The sequence below is a fragment of the Niveispirillum lacus genome (genome assembly GCF_002251795.1).
Taxonomy (GTDB): Bacteria; Pseudomonadota; Alphaproteobacteria; order Azospirillales; family Azospirillaceae; genus Niveispirillum; species Niveispirillum lacus.
In genome coordinates, this window is record NZ_NOXU01000032.1 from 1 (window position 1) to 25,480 (window position 25,480).

At 62.3% G+C, this 25,480-nt stretch carries 28 protein-coding genes; 11 read left to right on the forward strand and 17 right to left on the reverse strand.

The genetic code is table 11. The features are described from left to right. The first annotated feature begins 449 nt into the window (after positions 1-449). Positions 450-833: a hypothetical protein gene (locus CHU95_RS19385; protein ID WP_094458012.1), complete on the forward strand. Its 384-nt coding sequence runs from the start codon at positions 450-452 to the stop codon at positions 831-833. Between the two features lie 68 nt (positions 834-901). On the opposite strand, the gene CHU95_RS19390 is transcribed toward CHU95_RS19385, so the two are convergent. Further along, complete coding sequence (locus CHU95_RS19390) at positions 902-1,864, reverse strand: alpha/beta hydrolase (protein ID WP_094458013.1); 963 nt, start codon at positions 1,862-1,864, stop codon at positions 902-904. Positions 1,865-2,049: 185 nt separating this feature from the next. Between CHU95_RS19390 and CHU95_RS19395 the strand changes: the two genes are divergently transcribed. Then, a complete protein-coding gene (locus CHU95_RS19395) occupies positions 2,050-3,699 on the forward strand; it encodes an alpha-glucosidase (RefSeq protein ID WP_245838420.1) in 1,650 nt (549 codons plus the stop codon). A 46-nt stretch (positions 3,700-3,745) separates the two neighbouring features. On the opposite strand, the gene ribD is transcribed toward CHU95_RS19395, so the two are convergent. From ribD to rpiB, 4 genes are all read right to left on the reverse strand, one after another. Beyond that, on the reverse strand, positions 3,746-4,855 hold the full coding sequence (gene ribD / locus CHU95_RS19400; RefSeq protein ID WP_342744757.1) for a bifunctional diaminohydroxyphosphoribosylaminopyrimidine deaminase/5-amino-6-(5-phosphoribosylamino)uracil reductase RibD: 1,110 nt from the start codon (positions 4,853-4,855) through the stop codon (positions 3,746-3,748). A gap of 14 nt (positions 4,856-4,869) precedes the next feature. Beyond that, entirely contained in the window at positions 4,870-5,331 is a 462-nt protein-coding gene (gene nrdR / locus CHU95_RS19405) for a transcriptional regulator NrdR (protein ID WP_094458015.1), read from the reverse strand. A 78-nt stretch (positions 5,332-5,409) separates the two neighbouring features. Next, positions 5,410-6,690 (reverse strand): serine hydroxymethyltransferase, encoded by a 1,281-nt coding sequence (gene glyA / locus CHU95_RS19410; RefSeq protein ID WP_094458016.1) that lies wholly within the window; start codon positions 6,688-6,690, stop codon positions 5,410-5,412. Positions 6,691-6,780: 90 nt separating this feature from the next. Continuing rightward, positions 6,781-7,215: a ribose 5-phosphate isomerase B gene (gene rpiB, locus CHU95_RS19415; protein WP_094458017.1), complete on the reverse strand. Its 435-nt coding sequence runs from the start codon at positions 7,213-7,215 to the stop codon at positions 6,781-6,783. Positions 7,216-7,757: 542 nt separating this feature from the next. Between rpiB and CHU95_RS19420 the strand changes: the two genes are divergently transcribed. After that, positions 7,758-8,195 carry a Ros/MucR family transcriptional regulator gene (locus CHU95_RS19420; RefSeq protein WP_094458018.1) on the forward strand — a complete coding sequence of 146 codons (438 nt, stop codon included), beginning with the start codon at positions 7,758-7,760 and terminating at the stop codon, positions 8,193-8,195. 51 nt (positions 8,196-8,246) lie between these two features. On the opposite strand, the gene CHU95_RS19425 is transcribed toward CHU95_RS19420, so the two are convergent. The 4 genes from CHU95_RS19425 to CHU95_RS19440 form a co-directional block, all read right to left on the reverse strand. Continuing rightward, a complete protein-coding gene (locus CHU95_RS19425; protein ID WP_094458019.1) occupies positions 8,247-8,444 on the reverse strand; it encodes a DUF6898 family protein in 198 nt (65 codons plus the stop codon). A gap of 15 nt (positions 8,445-8,459) precedes the next feature. Next, on the reverse strand, positions 8,460-8,933 hold the full coding sequence (locus CHU95_RS19430) for a MarR family winged helix-turn-helix transcriptional regulator (protein WP_094458545.1): 474 nt from the start codon (positions 8,931-8,933) through the stop codon (positions 8,460-8,462). A 166-nt stretch (positions 8,934-9,099) separates the two neighbouring features. After that, complete coding sequence (locus CHU95_RS19435) at positions 9,100-9,630, reverse strand: hypothetical protein (RefSeq protein WP_094458020.1); 531 nt, start codon at positions 9,628-9,630, stop codon at positions 9,100-9,102. Beyond that, a complete protein-coding gene (locus CHU95_RS19440) occupies positions 9,627-10,304 on the reverse strand; it encodes a response regulator (protein ID WP_094458021.1) in 678 nt (225 codons plus the stop codon). The genes CHU95_RS19435 and CHU95_RS19440 overlap by 4 nt, the downstream gene beginning before the upstream one ends. Positions 10,305-10,604: 300 nt before the next feature. Between CHU95_RS19440 and CHU95_RS19445 the strand changes: the two genes are divergently transcribed. After that, positions 10,605-11,417, forward strand: a complete 813-nt coding sequence (locus CHU95_RS19445) for a class I SAM-dependent methyltransferase (RefSeq protein WP_094458022.1) — start codon at positions 10,605-10,607, stop codon at positions 11,415-11,417. Positions 11,418-11,505: 88 nt separating this feature from the next. Next, complete coding sequence (locus CHU95_RS19450; RefSeq protein WP_094458023.1) at positions 11,506-12,048, forward strand: PadR family transcriptional regulator; 543 nt, start codon at positions 11,506-11,508, stop codon at positions 12,046-12,048. A gap of 23 nt (positions 12,049-12,071) precedes the next feature. Here the strand turns inward: CHU95_RS19450 and CHU95_RS19455 are convergent, their stop codons facing one another. The 4 genes from CHU95_RS19455 to araD1 form a co-directional block, all read right to left on the reverse strand. Further along, positions 12,072-12,314 carry a hypothetical protein gene (locus CHU95_RS19455; protein WP_245838422.1) on the reverse strand — a complete coding sequence of 81 codons (243 nt, stop codon included), beginning with the start codon at positions 12,312-12,314 and terminating at the stop codon, positions 12,072-12,074. Beyond that, positions 12,311-12,712, reverse strand: coding sequence for a hypothetical protein (locus CHU95_RS19460; protein WP_094458024.1), 402 nt, complete (start codon positions 12,710-12,712; stop codon positions 12,311-12,313). The genes CHU95_RS19455 and CHU95_RS19460 overlap by 4 nt, the downstream gene beginning before the upstream one ends. Before the next feature lie 66 nt (positions 12,713-12,778). Next, entirely contained in the window at positions 12,779-13,693 is a 915-nt protein-coding gene (locus CHU95_RS19465; protein ID WP_094458025.1) for a ribokinase, read from the reverse strand. Between the two features lie 108 nt (positions 13,694-13,801). Beyond that, positions 13,802-14,797 carry an AraD1 family protein gene (gene araD1, locus CHU95_RS19470; protein WP_094458026.1) on the reverse strand — a complete coding sequence of 332 codons (996 nt, stop codon included), beginning with the start codon at positions 14,795-14,797 and terminating at the stop codon, positions 13,802-13,804. Positions 14,798-14,984: 187 nt separating this feature from the next. On the opposite strand from araD1, the gene ytfQ reads away from it, so the two are divergent. Genes ytfQ through CHU95_RS19495 form a run of 5 tightly spaced genes read left to right on the forward strand, consistent with a single transcriptional unit; the run spans position 14,985 to position 20,192 of the window. Further along, the gene (ytfQ, locus tag CHU95_RS19475) at positions 14,985-15,980 is read left to right on the forward strand and encodes a galactofuranose ABC transporter, galactofuranose-binding protein YtfQ (protein ID WP_165772273.1); all 996 of its coding nucleotides are present in this window, start codon (positions 14,985-14,987) and stop codon (positions 15,978-15,980) included. Further along, positions 15,980-17,512 (forward strand): sugar ABC transporter ATP-binding protein, encoded by a 1,533-nt coding sequence (locus tag CHU95_RS19480; RefSeq protein WP_094458027.1) that lies wholly within the window; start codon positions 15,980-15,982, stop codon positions 17,510-17,512. The genes ytfQ and CHU95_RS19480 overlap by 1 nt, the downstream gene beginning before the upstream one ends. Next, positions 17,509-18,507 carry an ABC transporter permease gene (locus tag CHU95_RS19485; protein ID WP_094458028.1) on the forward strand — a complete coding sequence of 333 codons (999 nt, stop codon included), beginning with the start codon at positions 17,509-17,511 and terminating at the stop codon, positions 18,505-18,507. The genes CHU95_RS19480 and CHU95_RS19485 overlap by 4 nt, the downstream gene beginning before the upstream one ends. Further along, a complete protein-coding gene (yjfF, locus tag CHU95_RS19490; RefSeq protein ID WP_245838423.1) occupies positions 18,504-19,481 on the forward strand; it encodes a galactofuranose ABC transporter, permease protein YjfF in 978 nt (325 codons plus the stop codon). Before CHU95_RS19485 ends, yjfF begins: the two co-directional genes overlap by 4 nt. Positions 19,482-19,484: 3 nt before the next feature. Next, entirely contained in the window at positions 19,485-20,192 is a 708-nt protein-coding gene (locus CHU95_RS19495) for a FadR/GntR family transcriptional regulator (protein ID WP_094458029.1), read from the forward strand. Positions 20,193-20,346: 154 nt separating this feature from the next. On the opposite strand, the gene CHU95_RS19500 is transcribed toward CHU95_RS19495, so the two are convergent. Further along, entirely contained in the window at positions 20,347-21,273 is a 927-nt protein-coding gene (locus tag CHU95_RS19500; RefSeq protein WP_094458030.1) for a Gfo/Idh/MocA family protein, read from the reverse strand. 141 nt (positions 21,274-21,414) lie between these two features. Between CHU95_RS19500 and CHU95_RS19505 the strand changes: the two genes are divergently transcribed. Next, on the forward strand, positions 21,415-22,500 hold the full coding sequence (locus tag CHU95_RS19505) for an aldose epimerase family protein (protein WP_207762555.1): 1,086 nt from the start codon (positions 21,415-21,417) through the stop codon (positions 22,498-22,500). A gap of 2 nt (positions 22,501-22,502) precedes the next feature. Here CHU95_RS19505 and CHU95_RS19510 read toward each other — a convergent pair whose 3' ends face one another. The 3 genes from CHU95_RS19510 to eda all read right to left on the reverse strand — a co-directional run bounded on the left by CHU95_RS19510 (position 22,503) and on the right by eda (position 25,393). Continuing rightward, positions 22,503-23,297 carry a 2-keto-4-pentenoate hydratase gene (locus CHU95_RS19510; RefSeq protein ID WP_207762556.1) on the reverse strand — a complete coding sequence of 265 codons (795 nt, stop codon included), beginning with the start codon at positions 23,295-23,297 and terminating at the stop codon, positions 22,503-22,505. Between the two features lie 103 nt (positions 23,298-23,400). Beyond that, the gene (locus CHU95_RS19515) at positions 23,401-24,495 is read right to left on the reverse strand and encodes a LacI family DNA-binding transcriptional regulator (protein ID WP_094458033.1); all 1,095 of its coding nucleotides are present in this window, start codon (positions 24,493-24,495) and stop codon (positions 23,401-23,403) included. A gap of 262 nt (positions 24,496-24,757) precedes the next feature. Continuing rightward, a complete protein-coding gene (eda, locus tag CHU95_RS19520) occupies positions 24,758-25,393 on the reverse strand; it encodes a bifunctional 4-hydroxy-2-oxoglutarate aldolase/2-dehydro-3-deoxy-phosphogluconate aldolase (protein WP_245838425.1) in 636 nt (211 codons plus the stop codon). Between the last annotated feature and the right edge of the window lie 87 nt (positions 25,394-25,480).

The following is a 25,480-nucleotide window of genomic DNA, read 5'->3' on the forward strand; positions in this document are numbered from 1 at the left end:
CTGATTATAAAGGAGAGTCGCACTTCAAAATAGAATCCACCGGCCGACACCGAAAAGAGCGGTAATATATGTTATGGAAACTATGTTCAATCGAACGCAGCGGTGCTTTGTGTAGTGAAATTACCGAATGCTGGACGGGAATCTCCTGCTGTGCGTGGGGTGTTGTTGCGGCGGTCCTGCGCGGTAACATGTCCGGTAAATCCGCTAAATGCCTGGTATTTTGTCCACCAGGCGGTGGCTTGCCCATGAGAGAACCGCATATCAGCCCCTCTTGTTAGCGGTGTCAGGTGAGGGTAATTTCTGCTTTTACCGCACCGCAATGTCATTATACTGCAATGCACAAGAACATGGTTTCCGGCATCGACCAGGACCTTTTAAAGGGAGCGAACGTACAAGGCCCGAAATGTCGGTGGCATCCCGCCCCCGCTTCCAGCTTTGTGAGTATCGCTATGAAAAAGCTCTATTCCGCTCTGATCCTGTCCGCCCTGGCCCTGCTGGCTGCGGGACAGTCACAGGCAGCGCATCCCGCTCTCAAGCGCATTTGTGGCGCGGCCCCCGTCGTTCCGGAACTGATTTCCGGTAAGACGGCGACCGAAGCGTCCATGATCCAGGTTGCCGGCTCCGTCCGCGGCTTTGCGGATCAGTCGCTGGCCTATCTGTCCTGCCTGGACAGCCAGCCCGCCTCGACCTCCTACATGGCGCAACCGTCCTTCCGCGCCCAATTGTCGGCCTATCGTGATCAGGTCGCTGACCGGCTGGAAGCGACTGTCGACGCCTACAATGCCGAACTGCGCAACTTCAAGGCGCAGCAGGCCCAGGTCGCCCAGAAGTAAGGACCGGTATTGACCGCTGGTCCTGACAAGAGGGCGGGGAATAACACCCGCCCTCTTTTTTGCGCGGCCTACACCGATAACAAAAACCGCAGCGGCACCGCCACGCGCTTGCGCCATGCTACCTCATTGTGCGGTTCGCCCTCATAGAGGGTTGTGACCCAGTCCTTACCCCGCACATAGCCAAGCGTCGGCATAAAGCCATCCACCTTGGCCTGAAAAGGTGGATAGAAACTGTCAAGTTCGGCATTGCCCAGATCGAAGTATAAACGGTGGCGGCCAGCACGCGGCAGTGTTGCGTTCACCCAAGCGATAAAACTGTCCGCAATCGCGATCATGCGCGGATCATTGTTTTTGATCCAGTCGAACCTGGTGACACAAGGCCAATGGGTAGAGATACAGCCCGCGCCGCCAAACACGTCAGGATAGCGGATTAAGGTGTAGAGCGAGATCAGCCCGCCCATGCTGGACCCCATAATCAGCGTATCCGCGGGCCCCGTCCGGGTCCGATAGGTGGCATCGATAAAGGGTTTCAACTCCCTGACCAGGAAATCACCATAGCCATCCGACAGCGCCGGGCCGCCGCCGCCCTGTTCATAAGCGGCGCGGATATCTGCGGGCACCTGTTCATAGGGTTTTTGCGGCAGATATTCGCGGCTGCGCGACCGGGTGTTCCAGACGCCCACCACAATCGCGGGCTTTGCCGCCCCCTCGCCTATCAGGTGCACCATCGCCTCATCCACGCCCCATTCGCCGAACGGGGTGGAGGCCGGGTCAAACAGATTTTGGCCATCATGCATGTACAGAACACTGAAGTGTGCGGTCCCGCCCTCGTATCCCGGCGGCAGCCAGACATCCACACGGCGCGGCGCGGCCAGGGCGCTGGGAAAAAGGTCATAGCGCCACAGACGGCCCGCCGAAACCGGCACCGGAACGGGTTCCGGCACAAGCCGACCGGCAGCCATGACCGGCAGCGGCAGAATGGGCAGGGACAAAGCAGCCAGCAAGGCGCGGCGACGCGGGCAGAACATCATGGCGGACCTCCCAGAACCTTATGATTGAGCCCAGGATCACCGCTTTGCGGACCACGCCAACCGTAAATACGTATGCGTCGCAGCGCAGCATGAAGGCGCATACGTATGCGGCCCATACCCGTTCGGCGCGCCCGATTTTACGATGGGCGCCAGATAACAAGACTACAGTGTCCGGGGGGAACCTGATGATGAGTGTGTCGGCAAACGCGGTTCGGGCCGAAGGAACGGCCGGGCCAGACCAGGGCGTCGTTCGCCCCTGGTGGCAGGGTGCCGTCATCTATCAGGTCTATCCACGCAGCTTCGCCGACAGCAATGGCGACGGGATCGGTGATCTAAAGGGGTTGCTGGCCCATTTGGACCATGTTGCCGATCTGGGGGCGGATGCGATCTGGATCTCGCCCTTCTTTAAGTCACCTATGGATGATTTCGGATACGATATTTCTGATCATTGCGATATCGATCCAATTTTTGGGACGATGGCCGACTGTGATGCAGTGATCGCCCGGGCCCATGATCTGGGCCTGAAAATCATCATTGACCAAGTCTATTCCCACACCTCCATCCAGCATCGCTGGTTCCAGGAAAGCCGGCAGAACCGGACCAATGCCAAGGCCGACTGGTATGTCTGGCACGATGCCCGGCCCGACGGCACCCCGCCCAATAATTGGCAATCGGTGTTCGGGGGGCCGGCCTGGACCTGGGATGCCCGTCGGCGGCAATATTACATGCATAATTTCCTGTCCAGTCAGCCGGACCTGAATCTGCATAATCCCGATGTGCAGGAAGCCATCAAGGGTGTGGCGCGGTTCTGGATGGATCGCGGCGTGGATGGGTTGCGGGTCGATGCTGCCAACTTTTTCATGCATGACCGCCTGCTGCGCGACAATCCGGTCAACAAGGAAGCGACCGCGCCGAAGCGGCCCTATGAATTCCAGCAGCAGATCCACAACATCTCCCAACCAGAAAACCTTGAATTTATTGAGGATCTGCGGGCAGTGCTGGATAGCTACCCGGACCGTTTCATGGTGGCGGAAATGGGCGAAGCGCCGTTTGACATGGTGGCCGACTATACGTTGCCCGGCAAACGCTGCCATTCCGCCTATAACTTTTCCTTTCTCTATCACAAGCAACTGGATGCCGGTGTACCGCGCCGGATCATTGGTGGCTGGAACCAGGCCTCGGGGGGGGCGTGGCCGTCCTGGACCTTCTCCAACCATGATGCACCGCGTGCGGTCACCCGCTGGGGCGGCGACATGCCGCCGCCGGAACTGGCCCGCTGTCTGAACACTTTGCTGGTCAGCCTGCCGGGTTCTGTTTTCCTCTATTATGGCGAAGAATTGGGCCTGCCGCAGGCAAGAGTGGCGTTTGAGGATCTGGTCGATCCGGAGGCCATCGCCAACTGGCCGCACACCCTGGGCCGGGATGGCGCACGCACGCCCATGCCCTGGGTCAAGGATGCCCCCCATGCTGGGTTTTCAACTGGGCGGCCCTGGCTGCCGGTTGATCCCCGCCATCTGCCGCTGGCTGTCGATGTCCAGGCCCAGGACCCGGCCAGCACCCTGTCCGTCACCCGCCGGCTGTTGGCCCGCCGCCGCTCCGAGCCGGCCCTGCGTTGGGGTGAGATCCGCTTCCGTCCACCCGCAGACCCCGTGCTGGCTTTTGAGCGTATCCATGACGCCGGTGACCTGTTGGTGGTGGTGAACCTTGCCGGCACCAGTGCGCCCCATGGCCTGATTGATGCCGCCAACTGGATCATGGTGGAAAGCGTCAATGGTGCCACGTTGTCAGCCCCGGACCTGCCCGCCTATGGGGCCTTGATCGCACGGCGCGGCTGATCAGCAGCGGCGAACGCGGATTATCCGACGTCAGATGGCCGTCCGTCTAGCGCAGGATCTGGTGGCTGTTCAGCACATCCCCGGCCGGCGACAGGCGTAACGCCTGCGCCAGCAGGTCGACATCCAGGTGACCGACCGCCGGCAACCCGTCTCCCCCGATCAGCAGCGGGGCCCGGAACCATTCCACCTGATCCACCACACCTGCTTTTAAAAAGGCGGTGGCCACGGTGGGGCCACCTTCCACCAGAAGACGGGTGATGCCTTGCCCAGCCAGGGCCGTCAACGCGCCCTGAACTGGCAATCGTCCGTCCTTATCCGCGTCAACCCGCAGAACACGCACCGCAGCAGCGTCCAGTGCCGCCGCCTTGGCGGAATCCGCCCCTGTCAGCGTGACCACCCAGGTGGGGGCGATGGTGGCGGCGCCCCGTACCAATTTGGCCGTGAGCGGCAGGCGTAAATGGCTGTCCAGCACAACACGGACCGGGTTCGCCCCCGCCAGACCCGGCAGGCGACAGGTCAGTTCCGGATCATCGGCCAGGGCCGTGCCGATCCCGATCAGGATGGCATCATGATGGGCGCGCAGGAGATGACCGCGCGCCCGGCTATCGGGGCCGGTGATCCATTGGCTGTGCCCGGTCGCGGTCGCAACCCGGCCATCCAGACTGGTCGCCAATTTCAGGGTGACGCCCGGCCGACCTTTGAGAATGCGGCTGAAGAACCCGGCATTGACGGCCATGGCATCCATGGCACACAGGCCAACATCGACCTGAATGCCCGCTTCCCGCAAACGTCGGATACCGCCCCCCGAAACGCGCGGGTCCGGGTCCTCACAGGCCACGACAATACGGGCAACACCAGCCGCGATCAGGGCTTCTGAACAAGGCGGTGTCTTGCCATGATGGTTACAGGGTTCCAGGCTGACATAGACCGTGGCGCCGCGCGCCGCCTCACCCGCCTGGGCCAGGGCCTGCGGCTCGCCATGCGGACGGCCACCGGGGGCGGTAACACCCCGCCCCAGCACCACACCATCCTTGACAAGGATACAACCGACCGACGGGTTGGGCCAGACACGCCCCAGATGACGCCGGGCCAGCCGTAATGCCGCCTGCATATGGGCGTGATCATCCGCCGTGAAAACGGGATCGGCATCGGTCACGCCATGGCCTCCCCTCAATCATTGTCCTCGGGGCGCAGCTTTTCAACGAATTCGTTGAAATCCGCCGCCTCGCGGAAATCACGATAGACAGAGGCATAACGGATGTAGGCCACCTTATCGATCCCGGCCAACTGGTTCATCACCATCTCGCCGATCTGGGTGGAGGGGATTTCGGTTTCCCCGCTGCTTTCCAGTTGCCGCACGATGGAATTGACCACCCGATCGACCCGGTCAGCATCCACCGGCCGCTTGCGCAGCGAGATGCGCATGGACCGCAACAGTTTCTCCCGGTCGAACGGTTCTTTCTGACCGGAGGATTTCACCACATAGAGTTCACGCAACTGCACCCGTTCAAAGGTGGTGAAGCGGGCGCCGCAGGCCGGACAGAAACGGCGGCGGCGGATGGCGGACCCATCATCGGTGGGACGGCTATCCTTCACCTGGGTATCGTCATTCCCGCAGAACGGGCAGCGCATGAAACCCCTCCGTAGTTGTTATGGTTGCCTGAACGGAAAACCCGGTCCCGGCATGGGGCCGAAACCGGGCTTTGTCAATCACAGCGTCGGGTAGATGGGGAAGCGACGGCACAGTTCCTGGACCCGTGCGCGCACCCGGTCCTCGGCGGCTGCATTGTCACCATTGCTGACCGCGAGCGCGTCCAGCACCTCCACAATCATGTCGCCGACCTGCGCAAACTCGGCGGTGCCGAAGCCGCGCGTGGTGGCCGCCGGGGTGCCCAGGCGCACGCCCGAGGTCACGAACGGCTTTTCCGGATCGAACGGCACGCCGTTCTTGTTGCAGGTCATGCCGGCGCTTTCCAGCGCATGCTCGGCGGCCTTGCCCGTCAGCTTCTTCGGACGCAGATCGACCAGAACGATATGGCTGTCGGTGCCGCCCGACACGATGTCCAGGCCGCCCGCGATCAGGCGTTCGGCCAGCACCTTGGCGTTGGCGACGACATTGGCGGCATAGGTCTTGAACTCCGGACGCAGCGCCTCGCCAAAGGCCACGGCCTTGGCGGCGATCACATGCATCAGCGGGCCGCCCTGCAGGCCGGGGAAAACGGCGGAATTGAACTTCTTGCCCAGATCGACGTCATTGGACAGGATCATGCCGCCTCGAGGACCGCGCAGGGTCTTGTGCGTCGTGGTGGTGACGACATGGGCGTGCGGCAGCGGCGAGGGATAAACACCGGCGGCAACCAGACCCGCATAATGGGCCATGTCGACCATCAGATAAGCGCCAATCTCATCCGCGATCCGGCGGAACCGGGCGAAATCAATCTGGCGGGGATAGGCGGAACCGCCAGCGATGATCAGCTTGGGCTTATGCTCGCGCGCCTTGGCCTCCACATCATCATAATCAATCAGGTTGGTGTCGCGGGTCACGCCATAGGACACGACCTTGAACCACTTGCCCGACTGGTTGGCGGGGGCGCCATGGGTCAGGTGACCGCCGGCGGCGAGGTCCATGCCCATAAACGTGTCGCCCGGTTGCAACAGCGCCAAGAACACAGCCTGATTGGCCTGGGCGCCCGAATGCGGCTGGACATTGGCATATTCACAGCCAAACAGTTTCTTGGCGCGTTCGATGGCCAGCGTCTCGGCAATGTCGACATATTCGCAGCCGCCGTAATAGCGCTTACCCGAATAACCTTCGGCATATTTGTTGGTCAGGACGGAACCCTGGGCCTCCAGCACAGCTTTGGAGACGATGTTTTCCGAGGCGATCAGTTCGATCTGCTCTTGCTGCCGGCCAAGCTCCTGGCGCAGGGACGCATAGAGATCGGGATCGGCATCAGACAGATTATCGGTAAAGAAACCCTGGATGCTCATGTTCGTCTGGTCCTCTGGTACTGCTGGTCAGGCATTTCGTTGATCATGCGCTTCACGCTTCAAATGCGAGCATTCGAGGCGACCGCATTTTCAGCCCAACATTGCGACACGGCGGGCATGACGGCCGCCTTCGAATTCCGTGGTGAAGAAGCTGGCGACACAATCCTTGGCCACCTCCACACCGATGGTGCGCGCGCCCAGGCACAGCACATTGGCATCGTTATGCAGGCGGGTCAGTCGCGCCTCCGTCGGTGTATGGCAGAGGGCCGCACGCACATGGCGATGGCGATTGGCGGCGATGGAGATGCCGATGCCGGTGCCGCAGATCAGCACACCAGCGGTTGCCCGACCCTGCGCGAGGGCTGCTGCAACCGCATCAGCGAAGCTGGGGTAATCCACCGATTCCGGCCCGTTTGTACCAAGGTCGATCACCGTATGACCGGCGGCGCGAAGCTGTTCCGACAGCACGGCCTTCAATTCCGGACTGGCATGGTCGCCGGCGATGGCGATGGTCTGAACACCCATGTTTCCACCCTCTCCGGGCTTGGCACCCGGCACCCTTGGACGATGCAGGCAACCCTATCAATAGGGGGTCACCAACGCGCCCGACCCTAGCAGAAGTGTTGGCGCCGCACCAGTTCCCGCCCCCGGCACGAAAGCAGCCCCGCCTTGCCGGTGACGCGCGCCTGACCGCCCCGACAGCCCACCGATCAGGCTACAAGTAGAAATAGTTGAAACAAAGGGCTGGCAAATCAATATATACCAGCTTACCTTGTTGTCGGCGCCACTTCCTTCGGCATCACAGACACAAAAGACTGTCGGTTGGAAACAGATTGCCCGTAACCGGCATAGGAGGAAAGTGGGTTTCCGGCCTATTCCATTCGCCAGACTGGCAGGCACAGGCCTGAATTGCGACATTTTGAACCGCAATTTCTGTAACAATTGAGACGATTTTTCTCTTTTACGTAAAAATTGACGCCAAGCGGCGGCTTCGATGTTGACAGGGTTTCCAGCCCATGCGAAGCACGCGACCGCATTCAGCCAACCGTTTGGGAAAACGACGCACAATGGACTATCAGGAGAATGGCGCCGAGCCAGGCGAATTGCTGCGTATGACCGCAGAAATCGTTTCAGCCTTTGTGGGACAGAACACGCTGCCGATGCAGCAAGTGCCTGACCTGATCAATACCGTCTATCTGACCCTGACCGGGCTGCAGGGCGCCCCGGTTGCCGCCCCGGTAGAGCCGGCCCGCCCGGCCGTTCCGATCAAGAAGTCAGTGACCCCGGAATATATTGTCTGCCTGGAAGATGGGAAAAAGCTGAAGATGCTGAAGCGGCACCTTCGGTCGACCTATGATATGACACCCGACGAATACCGCGCCAAATGGGGCCTGCCGCCCGATTATCCGATGGTAGCCCCCAATTACGCGGCGCAGCGGTCGGAATTTGCCAAGAAGATTGGCCTGGGTCGGGGCGACACTCGCTCTGCCAACCGCCGCGGCTGAACCGGTCTTGGGCCCGCAGAGGACCGGGGAACGGCGTCGCCCAACCCCGGCCTATGGGCCTGCCTTACGCAGCACATAATTCAGCTTGGCCAGGGCGTTACGCGCCAAGACGGTTTTCCCGGCGCTGGCCGGACCCTGGATGATCACTTCAGTGTTGGTCATCGGGTCAATAGCGCTGACCCGCACGATATTGCCAACGGGCTGAAACTCGATCAGCACATCTTTTTCGTTCAAGGGCGGCCGTGGCATAGCCCCGCCCCCGGATCAGGGTGACCCTGACGGCACATAGGCGCCGTAGGACAGCGACGAAGTCCAGAATCGCTCCAGCGTCCGCATCGTGTCATTGGCCCGGCTCAATTCTTCGGCGGACAGGCCCGACTTATCCAGCGACTCCACCTGGCGCGCAAACAGCTCGGAGATGCGATCGCGCAGCCGCAGGCCCTTCTCCGACAGAAGTACCCGCACCGAACGCCGGTCATGCGTGGAACGTTCCTGGGTCAGGTAACCGTTCTCATGCATCTTTTTCACATTGTAAGACACGTTCGAGCCGAGGTAATAACCCCGCGCGGTCAGTTCACCGACCGTCAACTCATCATCGCCGATATTGTAAAGGATTAAGCTCTGGACGTTATTGATGTCCTGCATGCCGAGACGATCGAGTTCGATCTTCAGAACTTCAAGGAAATGGCGGTGCAGCCGCTCGATAAGCAGAATGCTGTCATAATAGGGTTGACGCAAGGCCATCTCCATCCGTCCTGGACCACCGAACGCGTGTAATTAAGCGTCTTTAATGACCGCCTTTTATCACGATCGTGGGTATTTCCTAGACAAAAACCATACTCCCATTGGGTCGCAGGGCGGTAATTTCTGAAAATTCCACAGCCGGACGGGTGCAGCGACAGCGTCAGGCCGGACGGCGGGCGCCCAACTTGGCGCGCGCCATGTTCAGGGAAATGGACAGTGCCTGGCCGATCTGGCCACCGTCACCCTTGATGTCATCACGGACCAGCACATGCATGGCATCAATATGCAGGCCGACGACCTGGAGCTGCGCCACGCTGGGATTGGGTAGCGGTACCAGAAAATGGTTCAATGAATTGGCAAAATCAGACAAGAGATCATAACCGAAGGTCTTGCCCAAAGTCATGATGCCGTCACTGATCTTGATCACGCGCTTCAGGTGCGCAGGACGGTTTTCAGCATCCGTCATCGCACGGCGGTAGGCCTCCTGGAGGTCTGTAAGGTCGACCCGGGTCTGGGCGATATGGGCATCCGACATTCGCGCGACATGGGTACCGGCACGCGCCAAGGCCGCCGGGTCGATCATGCCCGGCTTGCCATCGGCGGACCCGCCCACCTTTTCACGCAGCTTGTTCGGCCGCTTGATGATTTCCACGCCCGACACACGGGACTCCGGCTTGTGATTGTCGTTCATGCGCTTGCTGCCCGCCGCGCCTCGGCAACTTCCGACAGCTCGGCGCTCCCGTCAACAATTTCCACGGGATTCTCGTCTGAAACGCTTTGGCTGTCGATAACCATATGCGTGCCCTCGTCAACGACGCGTACATCTTCCGGGCTCATCAAGCGGCGATCACTGCCCTCATAGGGCAGAACCTGCCGACGACGGTCCGGGCCGAAATAATTCGGGGCACGGACAAAGGCACGCGGCTTGTCGATGATGGCCAGCAGCCGGCTCGCCACATTGATGACCGACATGGGCTTGGCCAGATATTCGGTAACACCGGTGTCACGGGCCAGACGCACAGCCGCCTCATCCGCTTCGCCGCTCATCATCACGACAGGCAGAAACCGCACCTTGTCGCTTTCATGTTCCCGGACCCATTTCAGCAGGCCGATGCCATCCATTGGTTCCATCAGATGATCGGCGAAGATGATGTCGACATCACGCCCGGCGGTGCTGTCCATCTGCGCCGAGACGTCCAGGATGGCCATGGCTTCCTCACCATTTTCGGCCTGCAGCACCTTGCCGATGCCCAGGGCCTTCAGGATGGTGACCATGATCGAGCGCACAAACCGGTTATCGTCCGCCACCATCACGGACAACCCATCAAACCGGTAAAATTTTCCGCTGGAAGGTTGTTTTGACATCAGCTCGGCATGACTGGGCGGGGCGGGCGGGTGGAAACCTGCTCATCACAGCTATCGCCATCCCTTAGCCGAAATCAAGCGCAGATCACCTCACCCAAAGCATAAGCAGGTCCGTTTCCGTCGTTGCTGCATGAAAATCTGTTGATATTTATATGCTGTTAACTTGATGTTCCAGCCAAGCGGAACGACACTAGCCCTTGCCCTGTCGACAATAACCGTGGGTGCGTCGGGTGACCAACGAAGTCGTTAACCCTGCACCGGACTGTTGCTGTAGTCGCTCTGTAAATCGGATTGTTTGCCATGGATGAAGCCCGACGCTGGACGGAAAGCGCAGATGCTTGGCAGCACTGGGCAGAGGGGATGGCCAGCCCGGCCGACCGGATCAACGGCCCCTTGTTGGACCTTGCCGGCGCCACCCCCGGTCAGGCGGTTCTGGACCTGGCCGCCGGTGTCGGCGAGCCATCCATCAGCCAGGCCGACCGGTTGCGCGGGAACGGTCTGGTGGTGGCCAGTGATCTGGTGCCGGCCATGGTGAACGGTCTGTCGCGCCGGGCCGGCGCGCACCCTTCCCCCCCACTGCCAGTGGCGGCTGACATGCAGGCCCTGCCCTTTGCCAGTGGCAGTTTCGACATTGTTCTTTGTCGGTTCGGCCTGATGTTCGTGCCCGATACGCAGGCAGCGCTGCGGGAAATGCGGCGTGTCCTGCGTCCCGGCGGTGCAGCGGTCCTCGCCGTCTGGGGGCCACGGTTGGCGAACAGCCTTTTTGATCGTTTGGGACGGCGCCTGACGACAGATTATGGCCCGGCGGCAGAGCGGTTGCTGGCGCCCCTGTTCCGATTTGCAGAGCCGACAGACCTTGTGGCCCAGGCGGAACTGTCAGGATTCCCCCTGGTCAGTTCGCAGAATCTCGTCCTTGCCCTTTCGGCACGGGCTGACCATGCCTTCTGGCAACCAACATTGGAGATGGCCTTCAGCCCCCTGGTGGCCAGCTTGACACCAGCGCAGCGGGCGGGGCTGGAGGACCGGATCGCCGCCGACTTTGCGGCCGAAACAGATGCACAGGATCGGATTGCGCTGGCGATGTCGGTGCATCTCCTGCGCCTGGAAACATGATTAACGGATCGTTATATATCGTACCGATGCATCACTTGACTATGCCACGGCAATCTCTATCGTGCCGGAATTGTCAGACAGGTGTGTGATGATTGACGTTAAGACCTTGTGCCTGGGTGTGTTGAGCCGGGGCGATGCCTCCGGTTATGAAATCCGTAAGGAATTCGAGGAAGGCCCGCTCAGCCATTTCAGTGATGCCGGTTTCGGTTCCATCTATCCGTCTTTGAAGCGACTGCTGGATGATGGGCAGATCACCATGCTTCCCCATAATGGCGATGGCCGTCCGGACAAGAAGCTCTACCGTATCACCCCATCCGGCCGGCACGCGCTGTATCAGGCTTTGATCAAGCCGCCGTCCGCCGACAAGTTGCGGTCGGACTTGATGTTTATCCTGAGCTTCGGCCATCTGCTGCCGCCGCGCCATCTGGACCGGATTATCGGCGATCGCATCAGCGATTACCGGCACCTGATTGCGACCCTGGAGGTGGAGGGCAGCACGGCCCACCGGACACCCGGTGAACGATTCGTCGAGGGCATGGGTCTGGCCCTCTATCGTGCGGTTGCGACCTATCTGGAAGAACACCGGCACGAACTGGTGGCCGCCGCCCTGATGGAAAGCCAGGTCGCTTAACGCATGTGACTGAGGCGCGGCGATCAGCGGATGACTGTGCAGGTCCGGTTACGGCACTGGACCAGCACAAACGCGTCTTTTGGCGTTGCACAACTGACCTTGTACAGGGTTTCCGGCATTCGGCCGGTAACCTGTTTCATCACTTCCAGCTTGGTCGGTTTGCAGTTGAATGATTGCGCCGCCTCTTTCACTTCCGCCTGCTGTGCCCTGGCAGGGGGCAGGGACAGCAGAACAAGGACCATTCCCAAGGCCAAACCGGCTTTCATGGCTTCTTGCGCTGGGTGAAGGCCGCTGCCAGCGCCTTCAGATTGTCGGCCTGTTCATGGCTGTCCGGTGCCGGGGGGGCCGCCCCCCCACCCGTTCCCATCCGGGAAATAATGGCGTCCAGCATTTGCGGTGACAGTTTTTTCGGGCCTGTGCTGGGTCGGGCGGCGCGTACCACCCCCTGGCCCGGTGCCGGCGTGGCGGTCGTGATCGCACCCCCGCGCGCCACCCGGTCAACGGCGCTGCCCGCGATGGCTTTCAGGAAGGGTTTGCACAACCCGCGCAGCAATTGCTCGTCATCCAGTGCCCAGGCGATCAGCACCCGCTGCGCCTGGCTGCGGCTGCCCTGTGCGGCCTTCAACGCCTCACGGATCTTGAGCGTGACATAGGTGTCGCTCATGGCCCGGCCCTCCGATGGATCAAGGCGCATAGAGTAGCGAAGCCATGGCCCGCACCCCAAGCAAAATCACAAAGCGGCCTTTACCTCTTCCGCGTACGGCATGGCGGTGCCCGTGCCAATGCGGGTGCAGGCAATGGACGCTGCCACATTGGCGTAGCGCAAGGCCGTGGGCAAGTCGTCGCCGGCAGCCAGCCGCGCAGACAGGCTGCCAACAAAACAATCCCCGGCGCCCGTGGTGTCAACCGCCACCACCTTGCGTCCCGGCACCAGCGTTTGCGCCGCCGCCGTGACAGCCAGCGCCCCACGCACCCCGAGCGTGGCTATCACTGTCTGATCCGGACGGCGCAGCAGGCGCCGTGCCGCCGCGGCAATTTCCGGCACAGGGGCATCGCCGGCCAGCGCCGTACCGGCGAAATGGCCCAACTCCGTCTCATTGACCACCAGGATGTCGGTATCGGACCACAGGCTGTCGGGCGCATCGTCCAACGCCGGCGCCGCGTTCAGCAGGGTGCGCGCACCGGCGGCGCGGGCCCGGGCGAACAGAGCGGCGATGGTGGCCCGTGGTACTTCAAACTGACTGATCAGCAGATCACCGGGGCCAATTGCCAGCCCGTCCGCGTCCGTCGGGACAATCTGTTTGTTAGCGGCCGGGATGACCACAATGCGGTTCTCCGCCGTCGCATCCACCAGGATCAGGGCCGATCCTGTCGCCTCATCCGCCGACCGGCCCACATGGCTGGCCTCAATCCCCTTTTCGGCGAAGAAAGACAGGATGCGGTCACCGAACAGATCGCGGCCCACCTTGCCGACAAAGCGGACGGGCACCCCCTGCTGTACCGCCGCCACAGCCTGGTTCAAGCCCTTGCCACCGGGCATCAGTTGCACTGTTTCCCCATTCACGGTTTCACCCGCCCTGGGTGCCCGCTGCATGGTGGAAAGAATGTCGTAGTTGATGCTGCCGATGACGATGACCTGGGCCATGGGGCTTTCCCTCTCATTGGAAAGCCATTCCTAGACCGTCACAAGGTTTTTGTCACGGATCGGGTCCGTATCCCCGCCGTGATGCGGGCGATGCACCGCGATGGCGCGTTACAGGCCCTTTATCATCACCGGCCTGGATGGCGCCTGGATCAGGCGATTGCGCAGCGGCAGGCCGAAGGGGGCTGCCGCTACCTCGAACACATCGCCGGGAAGGGTCTGGAACCCATCACTGAAAGACAGGGTGGCCGTGCCGAAATAATGCACATGCGCGTCGCCGGGCCGGCGGAACCCATCATATTTGAAATGATGATATTCCAGGTTCGACAGCGCGTGTGACATGTTGGCCTCCCCAGACAGGAAGGGTTTTTCCCAGACAATCTTGCCTTCGCGCAGAATACGGGTGGTCCCCCGGATATCGGCGGGCAGGTCGCCCAGCAGCAGTTCCGGCCCGATGGCACAGACGCGCAGCTTGGAATGGGCCAGATAGAGATAGTTCTGACGTTCGGTCACATGGTCCGAAAACTCGTTGCCCAGCGCATAGCCAAGCCGGAACACCGTTCCATCACGGCCCACAATGTAAAGACCGGCGATCTCCGGCTCCTCCCCGCCATCCAGCGCAAAGAAGGGGGAGACAAGATCCCCATCGGGCCGCGCCAGGATGGCGCCATCGCCCTTGTAGAACCATTCCGGCTGCACGCCGACCTGCCCCGGTGCTGGCTTGCCGCCCTCCAGCCCCAGGCGAAACATACGCATGGAATCGGTTTGTTTGGCGGGGTCGGCCAGATCACGGTGCATCTTGTCCCGGCCTTCCGCCGAGCCCAGATGCGTCAGGCCCGTGCCCGCCACCAGCAGATGGGCATCGTCCGGATGGTCCAGCGGCGGCAAGACCCGCCCTTCCGCCAACGCCGCGGCGAGATCGACCGTTTCCCCCGTGGCCTGCGCCTGTGCCTGAGACAGCAGGTTGCGGCCCGCCGCGATGGCTTGTTGCGCCAATTCATAGGTCGTGGCAGTGCCCATCAGACGCCGGGCCAGCGCATCATCCTGCCGCAGAGCCACGGCCCGTCTGCCGTGTGTGTCAAGATACTGGGTCAGACGCCATGCCATGGGCTTCACTCCTGAGGGATGGTTATACTCTGTTCCCTGGGTCCTGCCGCCGCCGCCAGGGTCGGGCATTTGGCGCTGGACGTGGTGATATAATAATACTAATCCTTTTTCCAAGCATGATTTGGCGGGGCAGCCTCAACAGAAAGGCAGCGACCTGGCCCAGGGACGGAAAACGACAGAGGGTGCGATGAAAGCTTTGGCGAAATACGGCGCTGTAGCCCTGATGATGGCTGCCATGGCCGGTTGCGGCGACAAGGGCGGGACAGACAAGGCGACAAAGGCCAATGAGGCGGCCGCTGCAATGACCATCGGCTTCTCCCAGATCGGGTCGGAATCCGGCTGGCGTGCAGCCGAAACCAAGCTGGCCAAGTTGGAAGCCGAAAAGCGCGGCATCAATCTGAAGGTCTCCGACGCGCAGCAGCAGCAGGCCAACCAGATCAAAGCCATCCGGTCCTTCATCGCCCAGGGTGTGGATGCCATCCTGTTGGCCCCCGTCATCTCGTCCGGCTGGGATGAGGTGCTGGGCGAGGCCAAGGCCGCGAATATCCCTGTCGTCCTGCTGGACCGGCAGATTGATACCGCCGACCCCAGCCTGTACCTGTCCGCCGTGACCTCCGATACGGTGGAGGAAGGCCGCGTTGCGGGTCGCTGGCTGGTGGAAAAACTGGCGGGCCGGGATTGCCGCGTTGTCGAAATCCAGGGCACCATCGGCGCCTCGCTGGTGGCCAACCGCAAGAAGGGCTTTGAGGAGGGCATTTCCAGCGCTGGCAATGTGCAGATCGTCCGCACCCAGTCCGGCGAATTCACCCGCGCCAAAGGCAAGGAGGTCATGGAGGGCTTCATCAAGGCCGAGGCGCCGGGCAGCATCTGCGCCGTCTACGCCCATAATGACGATATGATGATTGGCGCCATCCAGGCGATGAAGGAAGCCGGCCTGAAGCCGGGCAGCGAGATTCTCGCCGTCTCCATTGATGCCGTTCCTGATATCTTTAAAGCCATGGCCGATGGCGATGCCAATGCGACCGTCGAACTGACGCCCGATATGGCCAGCCGTGCCTATGACCTGCTGGCCGCCTACAACAAGGACGGAACAGTGCCGCCGAAATGGGTGCAGACACCGTCTACCCTGTACCTGCCCGACACGGCAGCAGCGGAGTATGAACGCCGCAAGGATCTCTACTGATGGGAGATCTGGCGGCGACGCTGCTGTCCGCCCACGGGCTGACGCGCACCTATCCCGGTGTGCGGGCCCTGGACGGGGTGGACCTGACCCTGCGCGCCGGCGAAATCCATGCGCTGCTGGGGGAGAACGGGGCCGGCAAATCGACCCTGATCAACCTTCTCACCGGCGCGCAACCGGTCGAGGCCGGGTCCATCCATCTGGACGGGCGGGAGGTGCGGCCCAAAAGCCCGGCGGAGGCGGCAGCCAACGGCATCGTCGCCGTCTATCAGGAGATCACCCTGCTGCCCAACCTGTCGGTGGCGGAGAATATCTATCTGGGCCGGGAGCCGACGCGATTCGGTCTGGTCGACCGGGCACGCATGCGACGGGAGGCGGCTTTATTGCTGGCGCGCTTCGGCCTGTCGATCGACCCGGCACAGCCGCTGTCGGCCTTCTCTACCGCCGTGCAGCAATTGATCGCCATTGCCCGCGCCGTCGATATGTCCGCCCGTGTCCTGATCCTGGATGAACCGACGGCCAGCCTGGACAGTGCGGAGGTGGCGGTGCTGTTTCGCCTGATGCGCGAATTGGCGGCCTCGGGCATGGCCGTGCTGTTTGTCACTCATTTCCTGGATCAGGTCTATGAGGTGACCGACCGGATCACCGTCCTGCGGGGTGGGAAGCTGGTGGGTGAACGCCGCACGGCGGCGCTGCCCCGGCTCGATCTGGTCGCCATGATGCTGGGCAAGCTGCCCAGTGGCGACAGCCATTTGCAGCGGCATGCCGCGCGCGAACCGGGCGCGCCGTTCGTGACCGTGAACGGCCTGGGCAAACAACATCTGGTGGCGCCATTCAACGCGGAGATACGGCAGGGCGAAGTGCTGGGCGTCGCCGGCCTGCTGGGATCGGGTCGCACAGAAACGGCGCTGCTGCTGTTTGGCGCGGAACGGGCCGATGCGGGTGAGATCATTGTCGATGGCAGACCGGTCACGCTGAAGGGCCCGCGCGATGCCATCCGCTTAGGATTTGGCTTTTGCCCGGAAGACCGCAAACTGGATGGGATCGTGCCCGACCTGTCCATCGCTGAGAATATCGTGCTGGCGCTGCAGGCGCGCCTGGGCTGGATGAAGCGGTTGCCGCCGGCCCGCCAACGGGAACTGGCCGACACCTATATCAAGCTGCTGAATATCCGCACGCCAGACGCGGAAAAGCCAATCCAGCTTCTGTCCGGCGGCAATCAGCAGAAGGCGCTGCTGGCCCGCTGGCTGGCCACCCAGCCGCGCCTGCTGATCCTCGACGAACCGACACGCGGCATTGATGTTGGCGCGCATGCGGAGATTATCCTGTTGCTGGAAAAGCTGCGGGACGAGGGCATGGCGCTCTATGTCATCTCGTCCGAGGTGGAGGAGGTCGCCGCCTATGCCGACCGGGTCATGGTGATGCGTGAACGCCGACAGGCCGGCATGCTGGCGGGCGACGATGTCACCCCGTCCGCCATCATCGACGCCATCGTGATGCCGGGGGCTGTGCCGCCGTCGGGACGGGCGGCATGAGCGGCTGGTTCATGGCGGCCCGGTCGCGGCTGATCCTGCTGGCCCTGGTCCTGCTGGCCAATGTCGCTGTAGCGCCGGGGTTTCTGGAGCTGCGGCTGGTGGAGGGGCGGCTGTTCGGCGGCATCATCGACATCCTGAACCGGGGTGCGCCGGTGATTCTCCTGGCCATTGGCATGGCACCCGTTATCGCCACCCGCGGCATTGACCTGTCGGTGGGGGCCATCATGGCCATTGCCGGGGCGGTTGCTGCCGCCAGTGTCAATGCGGGCCATGCCTGGCCTGTCGCGGTGCTGGCGGCCTTGGGCACTGGTTTGGTCTGTGGCCTGTGGAATGGTGTCCTGGTCACGATCTTCCGCCTGCAGCCCATCGTCGCCACCCTGATCTTGATGGTGGCGGGGCGCGGCATCGCACAGATGATCACAGAAGGCCGCGTCCTGACCTTCACCGATGACGGCCTGGCGGGTGTCAGTTCGGCGACGCTGCTGGGTCTGCCCCTGCCCGTCCTGATCGCACTGGCCGCCGCCATGATCACCGGCCTGCTGGTCCGCGCCACCGCCCTGGGATTGTTCATCGAGGCGGTGGGGACCAGTCCCCGTGCGGCCCGGCTGGCCGGTGTGCCGGCCCCTGGCATCCTGATCGGCGTCTATGTCTGGTCGGGGCTGATGGCGGCCCTGGCCGGGCTGATCGCCGCCGCTGACATCCGGGGGGCCGATGCCAATAATGCCGGCCTGTGGCTGGAACTGGATGCCATCCTGGCCGTCGTTATCGGCGGGACCAGCCTTTATGGCGGGCGGTTCAGCATCAGCCTGTCGGTGCTGGGTGCGGTTATTCTGCAAGGTATGCGGACCTGCATCCTGCGCGCCGGTCTGCCCCCGGAATTGAACCTGCTGCTGATGGCGCTGGTCATCGCCCTGGTGCTGGTGGTGCAGTCCCCCGCCTGTCAGCCGGCCATCGCGCGCCTGACCACGCGGCTGAGAAGAAGGGGCGCGGCATGATGCGCGTCAATGCCCGCACCCTGCCCTTCCTGGCTACGCTGGGTGTCTTCATCCTGCTCTATGCCCTGTGCGCGCTACAGTATCCAGCGATGCTGAGCAGCCGGGTCATCGCCAATCTGCTGACGGACAATGCCTTTCTGGGCGTGCTGGCGGTCGGTATGACCTTTGTCATCCTGTCGGGCGGTATCGACCTGTCCGTGGGGGCTGTGATGGGCTTCACCACCGTGGCGCTGGCGGTGATGATTGAGGGGGCGGGACTGCATCCGCTGGTCTCCTTCACCATCATGCTGGTAGGGGGTGCCCTGTTCGGCTGTGGAATCGGGGCGGCCATCCACTGGCTGAAGGCCCCGCCTTTCATCGTAACCTTGACCGCCATGTTCCTGGCGCGCGGGGCTGCGCTGCTGCTGTCAACCGACAGTATCCCCGTGCGCCATGAATTCTATCAGACCCTGTCCGGCCTTTCGCTGACCCTACCCGGCGGCGGGCGGCTGGGCCTGATCGCGCTTCTGATGCTGCTGGCCTTTGTGGCGGGCGGGGTGCTGCTGCATTTCACACGGGCGGGGCTGAAAGTCTATGCGCTGGGGGGCAATGCCCGCTTTGCCGGCCTGATGGGCATCGACACGGCCCGCACCACCATCCTGGTCTATGGCGTGTCCAGCACAATGGCGGCCCTGGCTGGCATCATTTTCTCGCTTTACACCCGGTCCGGCTATGCCCTGACGGGGGTGGGCGTAGAACTGGACGCCATCGCGGCGGTGGTGATTGGCGGCACTTTGCTGTCCGGCGGGGTGGGTGGCATGGCGGGATCGTTGATCGGCGTGCTGATCCAGGGGCTGATCCTGACCTGGATCACCTTTGATGGCAGCCTGTCCTCTTGGTGGACGAAGATTGCCATTGGCATGCTTTTGTTCATATTTATCGGACTGCAACGCCTGATCCTGCAATTTTCCGCTCCCACCAGGCGCACGGGGTAGAATATGTCCATAGCCCGCTGGGCCGCCGACCGTCCGCTGTCGAACCATGAACAGATCGTCCGCACCCTGGGGCTGGAGATTCTGACCGGGGTATATGTGCCCGGCGCTAACCTGCCGCCGGAGCCGGCCCTGTTGTCGCGCTTCGGCATTTCCCGCACCGCCCTGCGCGAGGTGTTGAAGACCCTATCGGCCAAGGGGCTGTTGATTTCCAAGACGCGGGTGGGAACCCGTGTTCAGGACCCGATGCATTGGAACTATTTCGATGCCGATGTTCTGGCCTGGAAGGTCAGCCAGGGGCTGGATGAAACCCTGCGGCGGCATCTGGTCGAGGTCCGTACCGCCCTCGAACCGCAGGGAGCCGCCCTGGCAGCGCAGCGCCGCACGGCCGCCGATCTGGCTGAACTGCGCCGGTGCATCGCCGCCATGACGGACCCTGGCCATGATCAGCGCAGCTTTGCCCAGGCCGATCTGGATTTCCATGTGGCGGTAGGCACCGCGTCGGGCAACCCGATGATGCGGTCCTTCGCTGCGGTGATCGAGGTGGCGCTGCTGGCCTCCTTCTCCCTCACATCACCCATCGACAGTCCGGCCCTGCAGGCACAGGTCGTGGCCGCCCACGCCGCCATCGTTGACGCCATTGAGGCGCGCAACGCGGCGGCCGCAGCAGAGGCCATGCGGGCCGTCATCCAGTCGGGATTCGACCGGGCTTAACCCCATTATGATACCAGCGGCCTGAAATCCTGACCTTTGGTGACGCTTTCAGGCTCCTTAACGCCGGTGCCAGCATCCGCCGGCTTGGCGAGGCCGCATGGGCGGTACGGCGGGTCGCCGCCGTACCAACGGTCATAACTGATGGTCGGTGGTATTACTCGACAAAATCCTCTACCCGCACCCACCGGCCCAGCATATAGGCATCGGCCACGATGCGCAGCGGCGCCAGATCGGCATCCACACGGCGCTCGGCTACCAGACGCGCGAACAGGGCGTAGAGATGAGTGTATTCCTGTTCCTTCTGTTCGATCTGGGCCACGCCATCAATGCTCATCACCGCGCCGCCGCGCGACAGGGTCAGGGTGCCCTGATCGGTTTCGATGATGATGTCCCAGGTCTGCGGTCCCGTCTGACGCCAGTCGAACTCCGCCGTCACAGCCAGACCCTGATGATCATGCATCTCCAGCGTCGCGGCGATCGGTGCCTGTCGGTTGGCCGGCACCTCCAGCGTCGCCTTGTCCACGATCAGGGCGTTGGGCAGCAGATGGGTGATGATCGACAGGGCATTGATGCCCGGATCAAACACGCCCAGCCCCCCCGGTGCCCAGATCCATTCCTGTCCGGGATGCCAGTGACGCACATCCTCTTTCCAGCAGACATGCACGCGCAGCAGCTTCTTGCCCAAAAGCCATGACCGCGCCGGTTCCACTGCTGGCGCGTAGCGCGAATGCCAAGTGGCCAGAAGCGCCAGCCCCTTGGCGCGTGCCAGGTCAATCAGGTCATAAACTTCGGTCAGGGTTGCCCCCGGCGGCTTTTCCAGCATCACATGTTTGCCAGCCTCCAGCGCCTGCCGGGCCAAGGCGTGGCGGGCCTGTGGCGGGGTGCACAGGCTGATGGCATCGACATCACCGGCACCTGCCAGCAGCGCCGTCAGATTGGGAAAAGTCGGCACCCCATCGACATGCCCCTGCCGGCTGGCCACGGCGGCCAGCCTGTAGTCAGGATTGGCAGCAATGACGGGAAGATGCTGGTCGCGGGCGATCTTGCCGATACCAACCAGACCGATCCGGATGCAGGACATAGGCGTTCCTCAATGGGCCGACACAGGGATTGCCTGAATAGACTATTTTATATGATAAATCCAGCAAAGAGCAGGCGGCCCACTTGAATAGTCTTACTATTTCAGCCTAAAAAGGCGCTCCCTTCCAGTCCGAGGTCGACCATGCCCATGATGCCCCCCGCCCCTGCCCTTGCTGGTCGTGGGCTTTTCGGCACCTTGCCGGACGGCACGCCGGTGGAGTGGGTGACATTGGTCAACCGGCGGGGGGCGGCCGCCCGTCTTATCGGACTGGGCGCCAGTCTGCAGGCGCTGTGGATGCCAGACCGGGAGGGGAGGCTGGCCGATATTGTGCTGGGTCATGATGACCTGGCGACCTATCTGGCCAACCGCACCTTTCTGGGTGCCATTGTCGGGCGCTATGCCAACCGCCTTGCCGGCGGACGCTTCGCGCTGGATGAAAAATCCTACCAGACGCCTTGCAATGACGGCCCGAACTGTCTGCATGGGGGGGTGAAGGGTCTCGACCTTGTGCCCTGGACCCTGTTCAGCCACAGCCCCAACGACGCTGTCTTCACCTATCAGAGCCCGGATGGCGAGGAAGGTTTTCCGGGTACGGTAGATATTACCGCGCGATACCACCTGGACGAGGATAACATCCTGACGGTGGAGATAACGGCCACGACGGACGCCCCGACGGTCATCAACCTCACCAACCACGCCTATTTCAACCTGGGCAGCGCCGGTGCCGGCGGCGACATACTGGACCATGAATTGACCCTGGCGGCAGCCCATTACACACCGGTGGATGGCACTCTGATCCCGACCGGCGAGGTGCGGGATGTGACGGGCAGCCCGTTTGATTTCCGCACCCCACACAGGATCGGCGCCCGCATCCGTGACGCGGGTGAGCCGCAACTGCTGCTGGCACGTGGTTATGACCATAATTTTGTGCTGGATGCCGGCGGCGGACGGGAACCAGCCTTTGCCGCCAGAGTGGTCGATCCGTTCTCCGGCCGCACCCTGGACCTGTTCACCACGGAACCGGGGCTGCAATTTTATTCCGGCAACTTTCTGCCCGGCAATCTGCCCGGCAAGGGCGGCCGGCTGTACCGACAGTCCGACGCCCTGTGCCTGGAACCGCAGAAATTCCCCGACAGCCCCAATCAACCGTCTTTTCCCTCCGCCCGACTGGAGCCGGGGCAGGTTTACCGCCACGTCTCCAGCTATCGGTTCGGCATTGCCGACTGAGTTCAGCGCGGCTGCGCCTGCACCGTGCGGACGGTGATTGCGCCACCCGGCGCAAAGGTTACGGTGGAGGACTGGCCCAGCGCAATGTCATGAATGCCGGTCACCGCACCGGTGGTGATAAGCGTGCCCGCCGGCAGGGCGATGCCACGTGAACGGCAATGAGCCAGCAGGAAGGCCACCGCCTGTACCGGGGTGCCTGGAATGCTGGCAAAGTTGCCGGTGCCGACGACAGCACCATCGATCCGCGTTTCCACGGTCAGGCTCTGCGGAGCGGCATCCTGCCAGCCGGTCAGTGCCGGCCCCACAATCAAACCCGCATTATTGCCGAAATCGCTGACCACCACGGTCGGGCCCAGTTTATTGATCGTGGCCAGCGGGCTGCCGGCCAGTTCGATGCCGGCATGGATGGACCCGATCAGGCCCCGTGCCTCTGCCTCATCCGACGGTCCTTCGGCAGGCATGTCAGCGCCCAGCTTGACCACAAATTCCCCTTCCACAGCAGCAAAACCGCCGGGAATGATGGGCAGGTCGATGATCTGGCCTTCGCTGTATTCCCAGACATTGCCGTCAAACACCGGACCGGCCAGCCGTACCGCCCCCAGCGGTTCCCGCAGGGCGGGGGGCACCATGCCGATCTTCCACCCGCGAACCGGCGTCGGCCAAAGCGACCGCGCAACATCCTGGATTTCGTAGGACGTGGTCAGTTTGTCGGGAATGGTGCCGGGATAATCCGGCAGGGATGTACCGGCCCGGCGGGCGGCAACAAAACGCTGGGCGATTTCCTGGGCGGTGGACACCGTCATAACTCCTGCACTGTGCGGTAGGAACCAGACCCCATCTTAAGGTGACACCGGTTTCCATACAAGGATGATGACGTGAAGGGCCCAGCGTCCGGCCATTTTATCGCGCCGGCCCGCTGCTTTCCCGCACCACCAGATGCGGCTGGAAAATGGTTTCGCGCAGTTTGGCATCGGGCTGGGCGATCCGCTGGATCAGCTTTTCAGCCGCGGTCCGACCCATATCGCGGACCGGGGATCGCACTGTTGACAGGGCTGGGCACATACGCAGGGCCAACTGGCTATCGTCGAAGCCGACAACGGTCAGGTCACGGGGGATGACAATCCCCTTTTGAAAGGCGATGCGGTAGACGCCCGCGGCCATTTCATCATTGCAGGCAAAAATGGCCGTCGGCGGATTCTTCATCGAAAGGAGTTTTTCGGCACATTCCTGGCCGCTTTCAAAAGTATAAGCACCTTGGGCGCACAGGTCGGGGTCCAGGCCCAACCCGTGCCGTGCCAGTCCGTCGGCAAAGCCCCGTCGGCGTTCCTGGGCTGATTTATATTGCGGGGTACCGGCGATGAAGCCGATGCGGCGATGGCCCAGTTCGACCAGATGATCGGCCACTTCCGCGGCCCCCTTGTAATCCTCATAGACAACCAGATGGGCGGCCACATCCAGCGGCACACAGGCCACACGGATGAAGCGGCAACCAATCTCCGTCAGCATGGCGGCCAATGCCTCATCTTCCGACAGGGGTGGCAACAGGATGACGCCATCCAGTTTCTGGCGTTCAACGAATTGCCGCATCTCCTTCATATAGGTGGGGCTGGTGCGGATGCAGGGATGCACCACCAGCTCAAACCCGTTTTTGCGGCAGGCCTCCAGAATGCCAGCCTGGACATTGACCACGTACTGGCTGTTGGGATTGTCATAAATGATGCCCAACAGAAACGATCGCTGTGACGCCAGACCCCGTGCCTGCGGATCGGGTTCATAGCCGATATCGTCGATGACCTTGGCGATTTTCTGTCGGGTTTCTTCATTGACCAGTGGCGACTGGTTGATCACCCGCGACACCGTCTTTTTGGATACCTCCGCCAGTCGTGCCACATCATTGATCGTCGGACGGCGTTTCAGATCCCAGACATAGGTCTTGGGCGGTTCCACAATCACGGGGATTTCACTGTCGGGCTGGGTGGCGCGGGCGCGGGGCATGGAGGCTGCTGTCCCATTCTTATGCGTTATCGGCGGCGCGGTGGGCGACGATTGTCCTGTGGGTGGACAATGATCACTGTACTGCACTGTGCGTTGCGCAGGCGCAACCCCAAAACCGCAATGAGAGGCCATCCGGTACCGATGCGTCTACGCACCCCCAAAAGGTAACCGGTGACAGGATAACAGTAAAGCCGGCATGTATAGACGGCCAGCAGCAGCACCCAACCGGGGGCCATCATGAATGGCCCCCGGAAGCGAAAGTTCAGGCGCGGGCAAAAGCCGCCGCTGCACGGGCATTTTCTGTGATGCCCGTCCAGTCACCATTGGCGATCTGTTTGGGGGTTGCGATCCAGGACCCGCCAACACCCACGACATTCTTCAACGCCAGATAGGATTCAACCTTGTCGCGGCCGATGCCGCCCGTGGGGCAGAACCGGGCATGCGGCAAGGGCCCGGACAGGGCAGCGATGGTGGCAGCACCGCCATACTGCTCCGCCGGGAACAGCTTCAGCACCTCAAACCCGTCATCCAACCGCTCCAGCACTTCGCTGGGCGTTGCCACACCGGGGATCACGGGTACACCGCAAGATTTCAGTGGGGCCACCAGCGCGCGGGTTGTGGCCGGGGTGACGATGAAGTCGGACCCCGCCGACATGGCGGCATCAAGATCGGCGGGCTTCAAAATGGTGCCAGCGCCGACGATCAGGGAGGGCACGGCCCGCTTCATGGCGGTAATCGAATCCAGGGCGGCCGGTGTGCGCAACGTCACCTCCACCACGCAGAGCCCCCCCTGTTTCAATGCCACGGCCAGGGGGGCTGCGTCTTCCACCCGGTCGATGGTCAGGACGGGAATGACGGGGGAGCTTTTCAGCAGGGTGGTGAAAGCCTGGATATTCAAGATCGGGCTCCAATCAACAGGAAAACGGCCCCGCCTGTACCGGGGGGGCCGTCATGAGTTCGGAACAGGAGAGGAAGGCAATAGCGA

Excerpts from the sequence above, each read along its gene's own strand:
- CHU95_RS19385 (WP_094458012.1), top strand. The coding sequence starts at position 450 with ATGAAAAAGCTCTATTCCGCTCTGATCCTGTCCGCCCTGGCCCTGCTG.
- CHU95_RS19515 (WP_094458033.1), bottom strand. The coding sequence starts at position 24,495 with ATGCCCCGCGCCCGCGCCACCCAGCCCGACAGTGAAATCCCCGTGATT.
- CHU95_RS19395 (WP_245838420.1), top strand. The coding sequence starts at position 2,050 with ATGATGAGTGTGTCGGCAAACGCGGTTCGGGCCGAAGGAACGGCCGGG.
- yjfF (WP_245838423.1), top strand. The coding sequence starts at position 18,504 with ATGATGCGCGTCAATGCCCGCACCCTGCCCTTCCTGGCTACGCTGGGT.
- CHU95_RS19435 (WP_094458020.1), bottom strand. The coding sequence starts at position 9,630 with ATGAACGACAATCACAAGCCGGAGTCCCGTGTGTCGGGCGTGGAAATC.
- rpiB (WP_094458017.1), bottom strand. The coding sequence starts at position 7,215 with ATGGGTGTTCAGACCATCGCCATCGCCGGCGACCATGCCAGTCCGGAA.
- CHU95_RS19485 (WP_094458028.1), top strand. The coding sequence starts at position 17,509 with ATGAGCGGCTGGTTCATGGCGGCCCGGTCGCGGCTGATCCTGCTGGCC.
- araD1 (WP_094458026.1), bottom strand. The coding sequence starts at position 14,797 with ATGGCATGGCGTCTGACCCAGTATCTTGACACACACGGCAGACGGGCC.
- CHU95_RS19445 (WP_094458022.1), top strand. The coding sequence starts at position 10,605 with ATGGATGAAGCCCGACGCTGGACGGAAAGCGCAGATGCTTGGCAGCAC.
- CHU95_RS19480 (WP_094458027.1), top strand. The coding sequence starts at position 15,980 with ATGGGAGATCTGGCGGCGACGCTGCTGTCCGCCCACGGGCTGACGCGC.
- CHU95_RS19495 (WP_094458029.1), top strand. The coding sequence starts at position 19,485 with ATGTCCATAGCCCGCTGGGCCGCCGACCGTCCGCTGTCGAACCATGAA.
- CHU95_RS19505 (WP_207762555.1), top strand. The coding sequence starts at position 21,415 with ATGCCCATGATGCCCCCCGCCCCTGCCCTTGCTGGTCGTGGGCTTTTC.
- CHU95_RS19440 (WP_094458021.1), bottom strand. The coding sequence starts at position 10,304 with ATGTCAAAACAACCTTCCAGCGGAAAATTTTACCGGTTTGATGGGTTG.
- CHU95_RS19390 (WP_094458013.1), bottom strand. The coding sequence starts at position 1,864 with ATGATGTTCTGCCCGCGTCGCCGCGCCTTGCTGGCTGCTTTGTCCCTG.
- CHU95_RS19465 (WP_094458025.1), bottom strand. The coding sequence starts at position 13,693 with ATGGCCCAGGTCATCGTCATCGGCAGCATCAACTACGACATTCTTTCC.
- CHU95_RS19425 (WP_094458019.1), bottom strand. The coding sequence starts at position 8,444 with ATGCCACGGCCGCCCTTGAACGAAAAAGATGTGCTGATCGAGTTTCAG.
- CHU95_RS19420 (WP_094458018.1), top strand. The coding sequence starts at position 7,758 with ATGGACTATCAGGAGAATGGCGCCGAGCCAGGCGAATTGCTGCGTATG.
- CHU95_RS19450 (WP_094458023.1), top strand. The coding sequence starts at position 11,506 with ATGATTGACGTTAAGACCTTGTGCCTGGGTGTGTTGAGCCGGGGCGAT.
- CHU95_RS19500 (WP_094458030.1), bottom strand. The coding sequence starts at position 21,273 with ATGTCCTGCATCCGGATCGGTCTGGTTGGTATCGGCAAGATCGCCCGC.
- CHU95_RS19460 (WP_094458024.1), bottom strand. The coding sequence starts at position 12,712 with ATGAGCGACACCTATGTCACGCTCAAGATCCGTGAGGCGTTGAAGGCC.
- glyA (WP_094458016.1), bottom strand. The coding sequence starts at position 6,690 with ATGAGCATCCAGGGTTTCTTTACCGATAATCTGTCTGATGCCGATCCC.
- ytfQ (WP_165772273.1), top strand. The coding sequence starts at position 14,985 with ATGAAAGCTTTGGCGAAATACGGCGCTGTAGCCCTGATGATGGCTGCC.
- nrdR (WP_094458015.1), bottom strand. The coding sequence starts at position 5,331 with ATGCGCTGCCCGTTCTGCGGGAATGACGATACCCAGGTGAAGGATAGC.
- CHU95_RS19455 (WP_245838422.1), bottom strand. The coding sequence starts at position 12,314 with ATGAAAGCCGGTTTGGCCTTGGGAATGGTCCTTGTTCTGCTGTCCCTG.